Consider the following 15,122-nt stretch of genomic DNA (forward strand, 5'->3'; position numbering starts at 1 on the left):
AGGACGGACGCGCGGCGATCTAATCCCGCTTCCTGGCCTGGCTGCGGCCCCGAAGCCAGAAGACCAGGAAGAAAGCGGCAACGAACAGCACGGCAACCACGCCCGCTGCCGCCGGCGACTTGTTGCCCACCGCCAGCATGATCGTGGGCAGGAAATAGCCGACGATGCCGAAGCCCAGCAGGATCACGGCTGCCGCGATCGCCGCATTACGGTTCTTCCCGTCCATCATCACCATTCCAGTTCGCTCTCAGCTCCGGTTGGCTACGCAGCCTCGGCGCGGAAATCTTCCAGTCGCCGCTTCTGCTTGCCCTCGGCGTCGTAATTAGCCGGATCGAGCCACGCCTCATAGGCGCGTTTCAGCGCAGGCCATTCCGTGTCGATAATCGAATACCACGCCGTGTCGCGGTTTTCGCCCTTTACCACCAGATGCTGGCGGAAAATCCCCTCGAACTGGAAGCCGAAGCGCTCGGCCGCGCGCTTCGACGGCAGGTTGGCATTGTTGCATTTCCATTCGTAGCGCCGGTAGCCAAGCGTATCGAAGGCGTATTTCATGAACAGATACTGCGCCTCGGTCGCCGCCGGCTTGCGCGAGATGATCGGCCCCCAATAGATGTTGCCGATCTCGATGACGCCATTGGCGGCGTCGATCCGCATCAGGGTTTGGCGCCCGGCGATCTTGCCGCTGGCCTTGTCGATGACAGTGAAGAAAAGCGGGTCTTCGCTGGCCTGCACCCTGTCCAGCCAGGGCTTGAAGTCGGCGCGGGTTTGCGGCGGAAACTCCGGCAGCCAGCGGAAGCGCTCGCCGGCATCGGCGACCGACGATGCCTCGAACAGCCCGTCGCCGTGCTTTGCCGCGTCCAGAGGTTCCAGCCGCACATAGCGCCCCTCGATAACCTCGCGCTGCGGCCGCGGCCTCGGCTGCCAGTTCTTCAGATCGACGGACATATTGGCTCCTGCGATTGACTTTTTCGTCCCGACACTCACAAAAACGCTTGCCCAGTGACAGAACCACACGGACAGGAAAAATGCTCCAAACGATTGCGGCCTTCGATCGCCTCGGCGAAGAAAATGCCTTCGCGGTTCTGGCCCGCGCCACCGCCCTTGCCCATGAGGGGCGCGACATCATCAATCTCGGCATCGGCCAGCCCGATTTCAGCACGCCGCAGCACATCGTCGAAGCCGCCATCAAGGCGCTACGCGACGGCCACCATGGCTACACGCCGGCAAACGGCCTGCTCGCCACCCGCGAAGCGGTCGCCCGGCGCACGCTGGCGCTCACCGGCGTGGAGGTCTCGCCGGAAAACATCATGATCATGCCCGGCGGCAAGCCGACCATGTTCGCCGCGATCCTGATGTTCGGCGAGCCGGGCGCCGAAATCCTATATCCCGATCCCGGCTTCCCGATCTACCGCTCGATGATCGAATTCACCGGCGCAAAGCCCGTTCCCGTGCCGATGCGCGAAGCCAATGGCTTTGCCTTTTCGGCCGAGGAAACGCTGTCGCTGATCACACCGAAGACGCGGCTGCTGATCCTCAACTCGCCGGCAAACCCCACCGGCGGCGTCACCCCGCGCGCCGAGATCGAAAAGCTGGTCAAAGGGCTGGAGGCACATCCGCACGTCGCCATCATGTCCGACGAAATCTACGACGTCATGACCTATGACGGCGAGGCGCATTGTTCGCTGCTGCAATTCCCCGAAATCCGCGAACGGCTCATCATCCTCAATGGCTGGTCCAAGACCTGGGCGATGACCGGCTGGCGCATGGGCTCGTCGATCTGGCCGAACTCGCCGGCAAGCAACCGCCTCTACGATAAGGTGCGCAAGCTCGCGGTCAATTGCTGGTCCTGCGTCAACGCGCCGAGCCAGTATGCCGGCATCGCGGCCATCGACGGCCCGCAGGACGAGGTGGAAAAGATGATGCGCGCCTTCGACCGCCGTCGCAAAACCGTGGTCGAGGGGCTGAACGGCCTGCCGAATATCTCCTGCATCACCCCCAAGGGCGCTTTCTATGCCTTCCCCAACATCGAAAAGACCGGCTGGAAGGCCAAGAAGCTGGCTTCGGCGCTGCTTGAGGAAGCCGGCGTCGCGCTCATCGGCGGGCCGGATTTCGGCATTCTCGGCGAAGGCTACATCCGCCTTTCCTACGCCAATTCCGAGGAAAACATCCTGCGCGCGCTGGAGCGGATCGGGGATTTTCTGGAAAGGGCGAAGGCGGGCTGACGGGTTTCTGTTCACCCGTCTACGAGAGGGCTGTCGCATACGGACGCTCTGATGGACCTGAGCGACGTCATACCCCCACCCCTAACCCCTCCCCACAAGGGGGAGGGAGACGATCTCGTCGCCTTAGCCACCAAGAACGTTGAGGAATGGGGTTGAACTACCGTCCAACAAAGTCCCCCTCCCCCTTGTGGGGAGGGGTTAGGGGTGGGGGTATCTTTAAAACGCAATAGACCCCCATCACACCTGCCTAAGCCGACAACACCGCCGTCGCCTCGATCTCCACCCTTGCCTCATCCTCCATCAGCGCCACCACCTGCACCATGGCCATGGCCGGATAGTGCTTGCCCATGACGTCGCGATAGGCGACGCCGATCTCGCGCAGATTGGCGAGATATTCGGCCTTGTCGGTGATGTACCACGTCATCTTGACGATGTGCTCGGGCCGGCCGCCGCCCTCTTTCAGAATGTCGACGATGTTGCGCAGGGTCTGCCGCGTCTGGCCGGCAAGGTCCTTGGCTTCAAACACCTGATCGCCGGTCCAGCCGATCTGCCCGCCGAGATAGACCACGCGCCCTTCCGCAGCCACGCCGTTGGCATAGCCCTTGGCGGCCTTCCAGTTGGCCGGGTGAAGCACCTCATGAATGGTTGGTGCGGTCATGGTCGTCTCCAGTCCTGTTCTTGCTATCGGCTTCTTCTTGTCGGCGTCTCAAACACCGAGATAACGGTCCTGCAAATCTGCGGTCAGTTCGTTCGGGTGTCCGGAAAACACCGTGCGGCCCTTTTCCAGCACGAAGCAGCGGTCGGCCACCGGCAGAAGTTCGGACAGCGTCTTGTCGACCACGAGGATCGACTGGCCCTCCGCCTTCAGCCGCCGGATCGCTGCCCAGATGTCCTGCCGGATCACCGGCGCCAGCCCTTCGGTTGCTTCATCGAGGATCAGCAGCTTCGGATTGGTCATCAGCGCGCGGCTCACCGCCAGCATCTGCTGCTCGCCGCCCGAAAGCGTGTTGGCATACTGGTCACGCCGCTCTTCCAGGCGCGGGAAAAGCTCGTTGATGCGGGCAAGCGTCCAGACGCCGGGCCGCGCGGCGGCAACGAGGTTCTCGTAGACGGTGAGGTTCGGGAAACAGCGCCGCCCTTCCGGCACCAGCCCGATGCCGAAGCGGGCAATGCGATGCGGACGCATTCCGGCGACATCTTTCCCCGACAGCCGGATCGCCCCATTGCGCGGCCGCACGAGCCCGAGCACGGAGCCGATCGTCGTCGTCTTGCCCATGCCGTTGCGGCCCATAAGCGCCACGACCTCGCCTTCGGCAACCGCAAGATTGACCCCGAACAGCGCCTGCGAAGCGCCATAAAAGCTTTCCAGCCCGGATATTTCGAGAAGGCTCATGAGGCTTCCCCGAGATAGGCGCGGCGCACTTCCGGGTCGTTGCGGATTTCGTCCACCGTGCCGCTGGCGATGATGCGGCCATAGACGAGCACCGAAATGCGGTCTGCCAGCGCAAACACCGCATCCATATCGTGCTCGACCAGCAATATCGGCGCTTCCTGGCGCAGCTTGTCGAGGAACGCAGTCAGCGCTTTCGAGCCTTCCGGCCCCATGCCCGCCATCGGCTCGTCGAACAGGAACGCCTTTGAGCCAAGCGCCAGCGCAATGGCGATCTCCAACTGCCGCCGCTCGCCATGCGACAAGGCGGCCGCCGGCACCTGCGCGCGGGCGGCAAGGCCGGTGCGCTCCAGCATTGCCATCGCCGGTTCGGTCAGCGATTTGTCGGCCATCACCGGGCGCAGGAAGCGGAAGCTCGACCCTTGCCGCGACTGCACCGCCAGCATGACATTGCGCAGCGCCGAAAACTCCGGCGCCAGCGACGAAATCTGGAAGCTGCGGCCAAGCCCGCGCCGGGCGCGCGCCGCCACGCCAAGCCGGCTGACATCTTCGCCAAGGAAATGCACCGAGCCGCTGTCCGGCTTGATGGAGCCGGAAATCTGATGGATCAGCGTCGTCTTGCCGGCGCCATTGGGTCCGATCAGCGCGTGGATTTCGCCGGGGCGCAGGTCGATGCTTACGCCGTCGGTCGCCTTCAGCGCGCCAAAAGTCTTTTTCAGGTCGCGAATGGAAAGGACGGTGTCAGCCATGACGCGCCTTTCCGGCAACGAGGCCGATCAGCCCGCCGCGGGCAAACAACACGACGCCAAGCAGGATCAGGCCGAGGAAGAACTGCCAGCGCTCGGTGACGCCGCCAAGCGCGAATTCGAACAGCACGAACAGCATCGCACCGGCAACCGGCCCGAACAGCCGCGCCGTGCCGCCAAGGATGATCAGCACGATCAACTCACCCGACATCTGCCACGACAGCATGGACGGGCTGACGAAACGGTTGAGATCGGCAAACAGCGCGCCGGCAAGGCCGGTGATCGCCGCCGAGATCGCAAACGCCACCAGCCGCACCCGGAACGGCACGATGCCGACGGCGGCAAGGCGCTGCTCGTTCTGCCGCCCGGCCTGAAGGGCCGCACCGAAGCGCGAATTCTGGATCAGCCAGAACATGAGCAGGGCGACGGCCAGAACGCCGTAGCAGATCAGGAAGAAGCTCAGCGGGTTGGCGGTGTTCACGCCCGGAAAACCGTTGCGCGTGATGATGGAAAGCCCGTCCTCGCCGCCATAGGCCGGCCAGGAGATGGCGAAATAGTAGATCATCTGCGCGAAGGCCAGCGTGATCATGATGAAATAGACGCCGGACGTTCTCAGGCTGATGGCGCCGATCGGGCTGGCCACCAGAACGCTGACCAGCATCGCCGCCAGCCAGATTACCGGCATCTGGTCGCTGCCGGAAAATTCGAAGGGCGAGGAAAACATCGGCTCCATGTTGAAGGCATGGCTGGCAAAAATGCCGGCGACATAGCCGCCGATGCCGAAGAAGGCAGCGTGGCCGAACGAGATCAGTCCACCCAGCCCGAGCGCGATGTTGAGGCCCACTGCCGCCAGGGCCAGGATCGCCATGCGGGTGGCGAGCGTGATGTAGAACGGCTCCTCCATCGCGGTCGCGATGAAGGGCAGCGCCAGAAGGACGGCTGCAAGAAGGATGTTGATGAGGGTTTCGCGGCTCATGGCTTGCCCGTCACGCATTGGCCGCGAACAGGCCCTTGGGCCGGAACGCCAGAATGAGCGCCATGACGATATAGATCAGCATCGAGGCGATCGCCGCACCCGCCGTCGCGCCCTGCGCCGGCCCCATGAAAGCCGCGAACAGTTTCGGCAGCAGGAAGCGCCCGAGCGTGTCAACCAGCCCGACGAGGATCGCGCCCACGAGAGCGCCTTTGATCGAGCCTATGCCGCCAATGACGATGACGACGAAGGCCAGGATCAGCACCGGTTCGCCCATGCCGACCTGCACTGATTGCAACGCGCCGACCAGCGCGCCGGCAAGGCCTGCAAGGGCAGCTCCCAGCGCGAAGACGACGGTGTAGAGTGTGCGGATATCGACGCCGAGTGCTGCAATCATCTCACGGTCGGATTCGCCGGCGCGGATACGCATGCCGAGCCGCGTCTTGGAGATCAGCAGGTAAAGCCCGACCGCAACCGCAATGCCGACGCCGATGATGGCCAGCCGGTAGAGCGGATAACGCCCGCCGCCCGGCAATTGCACCGCGCCCGAAAGAGCGGATGGAATGTCGAGATAAAGCGGGAACGAGCCGAAAAGCCAGCGCGTGCCTTCCGAAAAGATCAGGATCAGCGCGAAGGTGGCAAGCACCTGATCGAGATGGTCGCGGTCGTAAAGCCGCCGGATGACGACGAGCTCGACCAGCGCACCGGCGGCCGCCGCCGCAGCTAGGCTGGCAACCAGTCCGAGCCAGAACGACCCGGTCGCAGCCGCCACTGCCGCACAGGCGAATGCACCGATCATGTAGAGCGAGCCATGGGCAAGATTGATCAGGCCCATCACGCCAAAGATCAGCGTCAGCCCCGCCGCCATCAGGAAAAGCATGACGCCGAACTGCAGCCCGTTCAGTATTTGCTCGATCAGGAGCGCAGTGGACAAGGATCAGGTTCCATCAGTTTGGGTGTTGGATTGGAGGCGCAACCTTGCGCCCCTCTCCTCGTAAGCGGCAGGCACATGAAGCACCCCCACCCCTAACCCCTCCCCACAAGGGGGAGGGGAACTTTGCTGCAAGGTCGCTCAGCGCCGTCAACGTTGCTGGCCAAGGCGATGAAATCGTCCCCATCCCCCTTGTGGGGAGGGGTTAGGGGTGGGGGTACACCCCCGCTCTAGCCCCATCAGCACACGTCCACTCCCGTAAACGGGGAGAAGGAAGCTCTAATCCTCACATCTTGCAGTCTTTGGCGTAGGCGTCCTCATGGTCGGTGAAGCTGGTGGCGACGATCTTGTTGGTCAGCACGTCGCCTTCCTTCACCACTTCGCGGACATAGATGTCCTGGATGGGATGGTTGTTGCTGTTGAACTTGAACTTGCCGCGCACGGAATCGAACTTCGCTTCCTTCAGCGCCGCGCGGAAGGCGTCCGCATCCTTCACACTTGCCTTGCCGGCCGCCGAGATGATCAGGTTCGCCGTGTCATAAGCCTGCGCCGCATAGATCGAAGGCAGCCGCTTGTATTCGGCCTCAAAACCTTCGACGAACTTCTTGTTGGCGGCGTTGTCGAGGTCCTTCGACCACGAGGCCGAGTTCTTCACGCCGATGGCCGCATCGCCGATCGCGCCGAGCACGTCCTGGTCGAAGGAGAAGCCCGGGCCCATCACCGGCGTTTCCACGCCCGACTGCGCATATTGCTTCATGAAGGCGATGCCCATGCCGCCCGGCAGGAAGAAGAACACCGAGTCGGCACCGGAATCGCGGATCTGGGCGATCTCGGCGGCGTAGTCGGTCTGACCGAGCTTGGTGTAGACCTCACCGGCCAGTTCGCCCTTGTAGAACCGCTTGAAGCCGTTCAGCGAGTCGGTGCCAGCGGGGTAGTTCGGCGCCAGGATGAACACTTTCTTGTAGCCGGCGGTGTTGGCATAGTTGCCCATCGCCTCATGGAAATTATCGTTCTGGTAGGCGACGTTGAAATAATTCTTGTCGCACTTGGCGCCCGCCAGCGCCGAAGGGCCGGCATTGACCGAAAGGTAGAACTTGCCCTGCGCCACTGCGTTCGGCACCACCGCCATGGCAAGGTTCGACCAGATGATGCCGGTCAGCAGATCGACCTTGTCGCTCTGGATCATCTTGTCGGCGATCTGCACGGCCAGTTCCGGCTTCTGGGCGTCATCCTCGGTGACGACCTCGATGTCCTTCACGCCCGACTGCTTGAGCGCCAGCATGAAGCCGTCGCGCGCATCGACGCCCAGCCCCGCACCGCCGCCGGAAAGCGTGGTGATCATGCCGATCTTGAGCGGGTCGGCATAGGCCATGCCCGACGTCGCCATCGACAGCGCCAGAATGCTTGCGGCAAGTATCTTCTTCATTCCCAATCTCCCATTGTTTTTGGTCGTAAGTGGTTCTTATCGTTGTAGTCAGAGTTCGGTGCGAACTTTCCAGAGTTCCGGAAACAGTTCAACCTCCAGCATCTTGCGCAGGTAGGATACACCCGAGGTTCCCCCGGTCCCGCGCTTCAACCCGATGATGCGCTCGACGGTGGTGACGTGGTTGAAGCGCCAGCGGCGGAAATAGTCCTCGAAATCGACCAGCTTTTCCGCCAGTTCGTAGAGCATCCAGTGCTCTTCCGGCGCGCGGTAGATGTCGCGCCAGACGTTCAGCACGGCAGCGCTTTCCTGCCGGGTTTCCCGCCAGTCGGTGCGCGTTGCATCTGCGCCGACATCAAAACCCTGCCGGGCGAGCAGCAGCAGCGCCTCGTCGTAGAGGCTGGGCGCGGCAAGAATATCCTCGAGCTTCTCCAGGACTTCCGGCCGGTGCGCATGAGGCTTCAGCAGCGCGTTGTTGCGGTTGCCGGCCAGAAATTCGATCGCCCGATACTGGTAGGATTGAAAACCCGAGGACTGGCCGAGCGAATCGCGGAACTGCGTGTATTCGCTGGGCGTCATCGTGCGCAGCACGTCCCAGGCGCTGTTCAGCTGCTCGAAGATGCGCGCCACCCGCGTCAGCATCTTGAAGGCCGGCTGCAAGCGATCCTCGCGGATCGCCACGATCGCCGAGCGTATCTCATGGATGGCAAGCTTCATCCACAGTTCGGATGTCTGGTGCTGGATGATGAACAGAAGCTCATCATGCGCAGTGGACAGCGGCTCCTGCGCGTCGAGCACTTTTTCCAGATGGAGATAGTCGCCATAGGACATGCGCCCGCGAAATTCCATCTGGGCGCCTTGGGCGGGATTGTCAGCCTGCGTCATGTGACCTGCCCTAATCTGGCGCGATGCATCCACATCGCCTCCTGCTGGTCACTCAGGATTGCATTCCGCAAACTACATTTCAAGCATGAAATTTTATGATTAAAATATCTCGTGGCCGCTTGGGTATGTTGAGATTCAGGTCAGGAAGAGTCGAAAATGGCGGTTTTCAAGAACCGAAGCGGAGTGGACTTTTGGGTCCATGAGCATCGGAAGCGCAGAAAGGTGCCATTTGCAGACCGTCATGACGTGAATATCAACATACCCTAATGAGCGCTGGTTTTGGAGAACAGGTTCAGGACCAGAACACCGGCAACGATCAGGCCCATTCCCGCAAAGCCGGCAAGGTCGGGCCGCTGCCCGTAGACGACCCATGCGACCAACCCGACCAGCGCGATCCCGCCACCGGCCCAGATCGCGTAAGCGATGCCGAGAGGTATCCGGTCAAGGACTTGGGACAGGAAGAAGAATGCCGCGGCATAACCGAGGATCACCAGCACGGAGGGGCCAGGTCTGGTAAATCCTTCTGCGGCTTTCATCGCACTCGTGGCGACGACCTCGCAGATGATCGCAAGGGCGAGGATAGCGTAAGCGGGCATGGGAGCCTCCGTTGAAGGAGGCTTCTAATGATCAGAACTTCCAGACCTCGTCACGTTCACTTTCCTGTGACTGGACTGCCCGCCAACGGGCCTGTCGGAGATACGATCGCCCAACAAAAAGGGCGGTCATTGGCGACCGCCCTCAGATGTGAATCGCGCTTGGGAGGAGGAAAAGCCGATCCGACTGTCAAAATGATGCGCCCGAACGGTTAACGAAACCTTAACGCACAATCTACAGTTGTTTATAGCAATTTCGGGAAGAAATCGCAATAGATTTCCGCCCAGAGTAGCGCTAAAACAACCAGTTAGATCAGATCGACGATTCTACCATAAATTGTATTGCTGTGCTTGGGCAGCTACGCTCCGACGGTCGCTTCCGTCTTGGCCGCCGAAACCGTCGCCCCGATATGGTCGACCAGCGCGTCCGGCAGTTTCAGCCGGCCGGCGAGCATGTCGAGGAAGCCACGCTCGGCGCGGGTGTCCGGGTCGATGGCGAGGCGCGCGGCAGTGTAAAGCTCGATCTTCTGCGCATCCGTATGGGCAGAAGCTGCAAGCTGGTCGAGGTCCAGCGGCTTGTCGATTTCGGCAAGGAGAAAACTTTCGGCCTCGCTGCCGACGCCCGAAAGCGCCAGCCTGTCGGCGATCTTCTTGCGCTCTTCGTCATCGACATGGCCATCGGCCTTGGCGGCGGCGATCATCACGCGCACCAGCGTCAGCGCGAATTCCGCCTCGCCCTGCGGCGCCTGCGACGGGTGAAAACTGGTATCGGCGGGCGGCGGCAGCAGCTCTTGCTGGGCAGTGCCCGCCTGTTCCGGCTGCTTGCCGTTCTGGTAGTTCTGGTAGGCCTTGTAGGCGAGCCCCGCGACGGCGGCGAGCCCGCCGAGCTTCAGCGCCGAACCGGTAACCGCACGGCCTGTGCCGGTGCCGAGCAGCACCGCTGCCAGCGCACCCGCTGCCAGCGGGTTGTCCTTGGCAAGCTGTGTCGCCTGAGCGGCCTTGTCCCTGACGGTCGAACCCGTGCCGGGAACTTTCGAACCGAGCAGGTCATCGAGCAGTTTCTTGGGATCGAACATCAGTTCCTCCGAAATTTGCGCCCGTCTCTTCGGGCGGGTTTCAAGTGTCGGTGAGGTAGGCAGTCGAAGGCGACATTACAATGACGCGCGGTGTTTTTGGTAGGGTTTGTGCTCGGCGGAACATTTGCGATTAACGGTGACAACCGTGAAGTTCGTCATCCCGGAAACCAACGCGAAGCGCAGGTTATCCGGGATCTATTGGCCGAAACATCGCTGGGCGCGGATATTGGCGCGCGTTCAGTACCGTTGAAACGCTTCTCGGTTCAGGCATGGATCCCCGGGTCTCCGCCCTTCGCTTCGCTCGTGCTCCGCCCGAGAATGACGAATTGCATGTTCGGTCTTCGCTGACCGTCAGCGTTGTCGATCCACCACTGCGACTGTGCGTTCACTTTCCTGCAAGCGGTCAAGCAGTGCAGTGGAGAGCCCAACCCCTAGGGGCGGGGCTATAGAAGCCGCTCGGGCGCTTCGAAAAGCATAGCGTTCGCTCTGCGGTAAGCAGGCGAGATCAAGGCGAGCCGAAACGTAGAAAGCGGCTACACCGTCAGGCTTGCGGTCAACAAGAGCAGGCCGAGGACGAACACCAGTCCGGCGCCGCCGATCTCGATGGTGGTGTGGATGCGGTTGCCGAGGCGGCCGTCGCCTGCTGCTGCTACGGCCCAGTTCTTGGCGGTGACTGCCAGGGTTGCCAGCGCCGAAACGGTGATTGCCGTGCCGAGGGCCATGGCGAAGACCGACAGGATACCGCCGGCCCAGATGCCGTTGAGGAAGGCGAAGGTCAGGACGATCAGCGCGCCCGAGCAGGGACGCAGGCCAACCGCTGTAACCGCCGACCATGCCGTCTTCCAGTCGAAATGATCGCCCGAGATCATCGCCGGGTCCGGGGCATGGGAATGACCGCAGCTCTCGCAAACCTGACCGGCTGCATGACTGTGGGCATGGGAGTGACCGCGCAACGTGGCGTGGCTGTGGCTATGAGCATGCGCGTGACCGTGCGCATGATCGTGGTGCTCATGCATATGTGAGGGGTGGTCGCAGGCGTGGTCATGATGATCGTGGCTGGCGTGGGAATGAGCGTGCGCGTGGGCATGTGCCGCCGACAGGCTGTAGGCCGGGTTGGCGCCGAACCAGCCGCGCACCAGTGGGCCGGCCTTGCGCCAGAGCAGCCATGCGCCGAACAGCGTGATGAGCACATAGCTCGAGACTTCGAGGAACCAGGTCGCCTTGGTCATCGAGATCGAGGTGCCGCGCAGCACGAGGAACAGCAGCGCCATCATGACGATCGCGGTGAGCGCCTGCAGGAAGGCGGAGATGAAGGACAGCATGATGCCGCGCCGCAAGGCCACTTCGTTGGCGAGCATATAGGAGGAAATGACCGCCTTGCCGTGGCCGGGACCGGCGGCGTGGAAAATGCCGTATGCGAAAGACAGCCCGACCAGAACCCACATCTGGCCGCCATTGTCGCGCATCGCCTTCATCGCGCCGGTCAGCGAGCGGTAGAAGGCCTGCTGCTGAGCGTTGACCCAATTCATCAAGCCGGCGAACAGCCCGGTCGAGGGCACCATGGCTTCGTTGGTGCCGATGCCGAGCGAGCTTTGCGCGTGGGCGAGGCCGGCGAAATGCGTGAGCACATAGGCTATCGCCAAGGTAGCAAACACCAAGCGGATGGTCGTCTTCTTCACGGGTCTATCCTTTGGCTGTGCAGTTCAGTTCAAGGCGGGTCGCGAAAATCTTGCTCATGTCTGTGCCGGTCGGGTCGTTGAAGAAGGCGTCGGTGAGCGTCGACTGGTTCTGGGCGATGGCCGTATCGGGATCGGGGCGGATGACCTGCTTCGTGCACATGGGCGGGAGGTCCGCAACCGACATGTTGGCGTCCTCGGTGAAGTCGATCGCGGTGTAGAAGGTCGGGTCATAGACGCCGAAATCGATCTTGCCCGACAGCTTCAGCGGTTGCTCCGGTTCGGACTCGAACAGCACGATAAGCTGGTCGTTCTCGTAGTTGGCCATGAGATGGGCCGGCGGCTTCATCTTCACGTCCTTGCCGTTGGAGGTGACGATCTGGAAGTAGCCATACTCGGCAAGCGAAGTGTAGATGGTGTTGGCGACTTCCTTAAGCTCGGTATCGTCTAGCTTCAAATCGGAGTTCTTGTCGAACTCCATCAGCACGGTGGATGAGAACAGGTCGTCAAAGCGCCACAGATGCCGCAGCGACTTTACCGTGTGGTCGGGGTTGAGCACGACATCGAGCCGTGCTTCGGCAAAGACATGGGGATGGACGCTGGCCGGGACGGTCGAGACCAGGAGGGCTGCGGCAGCCGAAGCCAGCATCGCCGTTCGCATTTTCAGCTTCATTGCAGTCGCATTCCAGTCTGGGAGTAGATTCTTTTTTTGACCATGATCTTTGCCCGAAAACCGGCTTCCACTTTTCGGGATCATGGTTTCGAGAGTTACCAGAAACCCGGCGAAATTGGGACCGTTTTGCGACAGGCAATCAAGCGTGATCGCGCGGCTTGAACCACTGTACGAGGAAATCCACGAAGACGCGCACCTTCGCCGGCAGGTAGCGGCGATGCGGGTAGACCGCGAAAATGCCGCCGCCGGTGAGGATGCGATCGTCGAGGATCGGCACCAGCCTGCCGGCCTCGATATCAGGCGCGGCGATGAAATCGGGCAGGATCGAAAAGCCGAGACCGGACAGGGCGGCGGCGCGGGCGGCAAGCGGGCTGTTGACCTCCATCGGGCCGGTCACCGACACGGTGACGGTCTCGCCATTGTCACCGAGGAACGGCCAGTTCGACAGCCAGCGGCCATTGGTGTCGATGATGCAGGGCAGGCGGGCGAGGTCTTGCGGGCGGGTCGGCTTGCCGTGCTTCTCGATGAGTTCGGGCGAGCCGCAAAGCCGCACCGAAAATGGCGACAGACGCCGCGCGATGAGCGACGAATTTTCCAGCCGCGAGATGCGAATGGCGAGGTCGAAGCCTTCCTCGACCAGATCGACGAAGCGGTCGTCGAGATGGATTTCCAGCACGATTTCAGGGTGCGCCTTGGCGAAGTCGATGAGCGACTGGCCGATCGGCGCATCGGCGAAGGTGCGCGGCGCGGAAAGCTTTATACGCCCACGCACGTCGCCGGAGGATTCGCGCACGGCGTCGGCCAGGCTGTCGACCTCGCGGACGATTTCGGAGGCGCGGCGATAATAGGTGTGGCCGGCCTCGGTCAGCGAGAACTGCCGCGTCGTGCGGTTGAGCAGCAGCGCGCCGAGCTCGTCTTCCAGCTCGCGGACATATTTGGAGAGCAACGCCTTGGAGCGGCCGATCTTGCGGGCGGCGGCCGAAAAGCCTTCGGCCTCGACCACGTCGATGAAGGCGCGCATGCGTGTCAGCGTGTCCATGGCTCAGCCTTTGTTTTTCGATTGGAGTATTCGCTTGCCCAGCGAAATCAATTGCAGGTCGCTGTTGGACGGTCCGAGAAGCGACAGTCCGAAGGGCGCCCCATTTACGGTGCCGAGCGGCAGGGTGATCTGCGGGAAACCGGACAGGCCGGAGAGGCACAGCAGCCGCAAGGCGCGCTCGCGATAGGCGAGGAGGTTTTCCGGCGTATCGGCCTTCAGTGGGGCAGCGCCCGGAACGGTCGGCAGGACGAGTATGCCGGTGTCGCCGAGCAGGTCGCGCAGTTCGTCGCTAAAGGCGGCGCGCGTGGCGGTTGCTTCCGCCAGTGCCTGATCGTCAATCGTCGTGGCGAAGCGGAAGCGGTCTTCTACGCCTTTGCCGAGACTGCCGGGATGGGCCGAAATCCAGTCGCCGTGATTGGCCCATGCCGCGCGCGCCTGGATTTTGCGGAAGGACCAGTAGAGGTCGTCCGGGGTTTGGGTGAGGGGCTTGGCCGCTTTAGCTTCGCTGAGGACGGCGGTGACGATGGAGAGCATTCGACGGTATTCGTCTGCTTCGGTGTTGCCGAGGACGAGGTCGTCGAGGGCGGTCAAGCGCAGGAGTTTGCCCTCTTCCATCGGGGTAGCGGCGGTTTCGCCACCCCCACCCCGTCCGGCTTCGCCGTCCGACCCTCCCCGCAAGGGGGAGGGTGGCGCGTGCAGCACCACCTCCGCCACCTTTTGATACGTCTCGATATCCCTGGCGAACCAGCCGAAGGTGTCGAGCGAAGGCGCCAGCGGCATGGTGCCTTCAAGTGAGATGCGGCCATGCGTGGTGCGCAGGCCGACCAACCCGCAGAAGCTCGCCGGTGCGCGGATCGAGCCGCCGGTGTCCGAGCCGGTGGCGATGTCGGCGAGCCTGCCGGCGACGGCCGCGACCGAACCGGAAGACGAGCCGCCGGTGACACGGTCGGGCGCTGCGGCGTTTACCGGTTCGGGGAAATGCGAATTCTGGCCCATCAGTGAAAAGGCGAATTCGTCGGTCTGCGTCTTGCCGAGAAAATGCGCGCCGGCATCTAGAATCAATTGCACCGTCGGTGCCGTTTTCGTGGCCGGTGCGGTCTCGGCGAATTTCTGCGGGTTGCCGCAGCCGGTGCGATAGCCCGCAACGTCGAAGATATCCTTCACGGCAAGGCCGAGGCCAGCCAAAGGCCCGGTTTCCCTATTGGAAACAGGCACTTGTGGGGCGTCTAGGAAGGCGTTGAGAGGATCGCGCATGGCCTGCATTGTTCAATGATTCACAACGATTTGGCCAGCTTTGTTCGACATCTGAAAATTTACAAGCTGCGATACGATTTTTGTTGATTGTGACAGACGCGACTCCTATATCGCGCTTGCCCAAAGTCGCACGTGCCTGTGGGTGTCCGCCGATCCTCGAATGGTGAGGGAAATCGGTAAGGTAACTGGAGCTAACCCCTCCAGTCGGTTTAGCGGCCAACCGCCAAATCGAGGACACCTT

The 15,122-nt window shown here is 62.2% G+C and carries 16 protein-coding genes; 1 reads left to right on the forward strand and 15 read right to left on the reverse strand.

Going from position 1 to position 15,122, the window contains the following annotated elements:
- Positions 1 to 19: 19 nt before the first annotated feature.
- Both DZG07_RS07170 and DZG07_RS07175 read right to left on the reverse strand, forming a co-directional pair.
- Positions 20 to 226 (reverse strand): hypothetical protein, encoded by a 207-nt coding sequence (locus tag DZG07_RS07170; protein ID WP_119821488.1) that lies wholly within the window; start codon positions 224 to 226, stop codon positions 20 to 22.
- A gap of 35 nt (positions 227 to 261) precedes the next feature.
- A complete protein-coding gene (locus DZG07_RS07175; protein WP_119815515.1) occupies positions 262 to 945 on the reverse strand; it encodes a GNAT family protein in 684 nt (227 codons plus the stop codon).
- An 80-nt stretch (positions 946 to 1,025) separates the two neighbouring features.
- Between DZG07_RS07175 and DZG07_RS07180 the strand changes: the two genes are divergently transcribed.
- Positions 1,026 to 2,222: a pyridoxal phosphate-dependent aminotransferase gene (locus tag DZG07_RS07180; protein ID WP_119815518.1), complete on the forward strand. Its 1,197-nt coding sequence runs from the start codon at positions 1,026 to 1,028 to the stop codon at positions 2,220 to 2,222.
- A gap of 247 nt (positions 2,223 to 2,469) precedes the next feature.
- Here the strand turns inward: DZG07_RS07180 and DZG07_RS07185 are convergent, their stop codons facing one another.
- From DZG07_RS07185 to DZG07_RS07245, 13 genes are all read right to left on the reverse strand, one after another.
- A complete protein-coding gene (locus DZG07_RS07185) occupies positions 2,470 to 2,880 on the reverse strand; it encodes a RidA family protein (RefSeq protein WP_119815521.1) in 411 nt (136 codons plus the stop codon).
- Between the two features lie 48 nt (positions 2,881 to 2,928).
- On the reverse strand, positions 2,929 to 3,615 hold the full coding sequence (locus DZG07_RS07190) for an ABC transporter ATP-binding protein (protein WP_119815524.1): 687 nt from the start codon (positions 3,613 to 3,615) through the stop codon (positions 2,929 to 2,931).
- Positions 3,612 to 4,361 (reverse strand): ABC transporter ATP-binding protein, encoded by a 750-nt coding sequence (locus DZG07_RS07195; protein WP_119815527.1) that lies wholly within the window; start codon positions 4,359 to 4,361, stop codon positions 3,612 to 3,614. The genes DZG07_RS07190 and DZG07_RS07195 overlap by 4 nt, the downstream gene beginning before the upstream one ends.
- Positions 4,354 to 5,334 (reverse strand): branched-chain amino acid ABC transporter permease, encoded by a 981-nt coding sequence (locus tag DZG07_RS07200; protein WP_119821490.1) that lies wholly within the window; start codon positions 5,332 to 5,334, stop codon positions 4,354 to 4,356. The genes DZG07_RS07195 and DZG07_RS07200 overlap by 8 nt, the downstream gene beginning before the upstream one ends.
- 10 nt (positions 5,335 to 5,344) lie before the next feature.
- A complete protein-coding gene (locus tag DZG07_RS07205) occupies positions 5,345 to 6,265 on the reverse strand; it encodes a branched-chain amino acid ABC transporter permease (RefSeq protein WP_119815530.1) in 921 nt (306 codons plus the stop codon).
- 283 nt (positions 6,266 to 6,548) lie between these two features.
- Positions 6,549 to 7,688, reverse strand: coding sequence for an ABC transporter substrate-binding protein (locus DZG07_RS07210; RefSeq protein ID WP_119815533.1), 1,140 nt, complete (start codon positions 7,686 to 7,688; stop codon positions 6,549 to 6,551).
- A gap of 48 nt (positions 7,689 to 7,736) precedes the next feature.
- Positions 7,737 to 8,570 carry a tryptophan 2,3-dioxygenase gene (gene kynA, locus DZG07_RS07215; RefSeq protein WP_119815536.1) on the reverse strand — a complete coding sequence of 278 codons (834 nt, stop codon included), beginning with the start codon at positions 8,568 to 8,570 and terminating at the stop codon, positions 7,737 to 7,739.
- 263 nt (positions 8,571 to 8,833) lie between these two features.
- Positions 8,834 to 9,166 (reverse strand): SMR family transporter, encoded by a 333-nt coding sequence (locus DZG07_RS07220; protein WP_091915239.1) that lies wholly within the window; start codon positions 9,164 to 9,166, stop codon positions 8,834 to 8,836.
- A gap of 356 nt (positions 9,167 to 9,522) precedes the next feature.
- On the reverse strand, positions 9,523 to 10,239 hold the full coding sequence (locus tag DZG07_RS07225) for a tellurite resistance TerB family protein (RefSeq protein WP_091915237.1): 717 nt from the start codon (positions 10,237 to 10,239) through the stop codon (positions 9,523 to 9,525).
- A gap of 533 nt (positions 10,240 to 10,772) precedes the next feature.
- A complete protein-coding gene (locus DZG07_RS07230; RefSeq protein ID WP_119815539.1) occupies positions 10,773 to 11,918 on the reverse strand; it encodes a nickel/cobalt transporter in 1,146 nt (381 codons plus the stop codon).
- 4 nt (positions 11,919 to 11,922) lie between these two features.
- Positions 11,923 to 12,588, reverse strand: a complete 666-nt coding sequence (locus DZG07_RS07235; protein WP_119815542.1) for a DUF1007 family protein — start codon at positions 12,586 to 12,588, stop codon at positions 11,923 to 11,925.
- Between the two features lie 139 nt (positions 12,589 to 12,727).
- Positions 12,728 to 13,627, reverse strand: coding sequence for a LysR family transcriptional regulator (locus DZG07_RS07240; RefSeq protein WP_091915231.1), 900 nt, complete (start codon positions 13,625 to 13,627; stop codon positions 12,728 to 12,730).
- 3 nt (positions 13,628 to 13,630) lie between these two features.
- Positions 13,631 to 14,890, reverse strand: a complete 1,260-nt coding sequence (locus DZG07_RS07245) for an amidase family protein (RefSeq protein WP_119815545.1) — start codon at positions 14,888 to 14,890, stop codon at positions 13,631 to 13,633.
- Positions 14,891 to 15,122 lie beyond the last annotated feature (232 nt).

Origin of the sequence: Mesorhizobium sp. DCY119 (assembly GCF_003590645.1) — a bacterium.
Taxonomy (GTDB): Bacteria; Pseudomonadota; Alphaproteobacteria; order Rhizobiales; family Rhizobiaceae; genus Mesorhizobium_M.

Coding starts and splice junctions, on each gene's coding strand:
- DZG07_RS07170 (WP_119821488.1), bottom strand. CDS start 226: ATGGACGGGAAGAACCGTAATGCGGCGATCGCGGCAGCCGTGATCCTG.
- DZG07_RS07175 (WP_119815515.1), bottom strand. CDS start 945: ATGTCCGTCGATCTGAAGAACTGGCAGCCGAGGCCGCGGCCGCAGCGC.
- DZG07_RS07180 (WP_119815518.1), top strand. CDS start 1,026: ATGCTCCAAACGATTGCGGCCTTCGATCGCCTCGGCGAAGAAAATGCC.
- DZG07_RS07185 (WP_119815521.1), bottom strand. CDS start 2,880: ATGACCGCACCAACCATTCATGAGGTGCTTCACCCGGCCAACTGGAAG.
- DZG07_RS07190 (WP_119815524.1), bottom strand. CDS start 3,615: ATGAGCCTTCTCGAAATATCCGGGCTGGAAAGCTTTTATGGCGCTTCG.
- DZG07_RS07195 (WP_119815527.1), bottom strand. CDS start 4,361: ATGGCTGACACCGTCCTTTCCATTCGCGACCTGAAAAAGACTTTTGGC.
- DZG07_RS07200 (WP_119821490.1), bottom strand. CDS start 5,334: ATGAGCCGCGAAACCCTCATCAACATCCTTCTTGCAGCCGTCCTTCTG.
- DZG07_RS07210 (WP_119815533.1), bottom strand. CDS start 7,688: ATGAAGAAGATACTTGCCGCAAGCATTCTGGCGCTGTCGATGGCGACG.
- kynA (WP_119815536.1), bottom strand. CDS start 8,570: ATGACGCAGGCTGACAATCCCGCCCAAGGCGCCCAGATGGAATTTCGC.
- DZG07_RS07220 (WP_091915239.1), bottom strand. CDS start 9,166: ATGCCCGCTTACGCTATCCTCGCCCTTGCGATCATCTGCGAGGTCGTC.
- DZG07_RS07225 (WP_091915237.1), bottom strand. CDS start 10,239: ATGTTCGATCCCAAGAAACTGCTCGATGACCTGCTCGGTTCGAAAGTT.
- DZG07_RS07235 (WP_119815542.1), bottom strand. CDS start 12,588: ATGAAGCTGAAAATGCGAACGGCGATGCTGGCTTCGGCTGCCGCAGCC.
- DZG07_RS07240 (WP_091915231.1), bottom strand. CDS start 13,627: ATGGACACGCTGACACGCATGCGCGCCTTCATCGACGTGGTCGAGGCC.
- DZG07_RS07245 (WP_119815545.1), bottom strand. CDS start 14,890: ATGCAGGCCATGCGCGATCCTCTCAACGCCTTCCTAGACGCCCCACAA.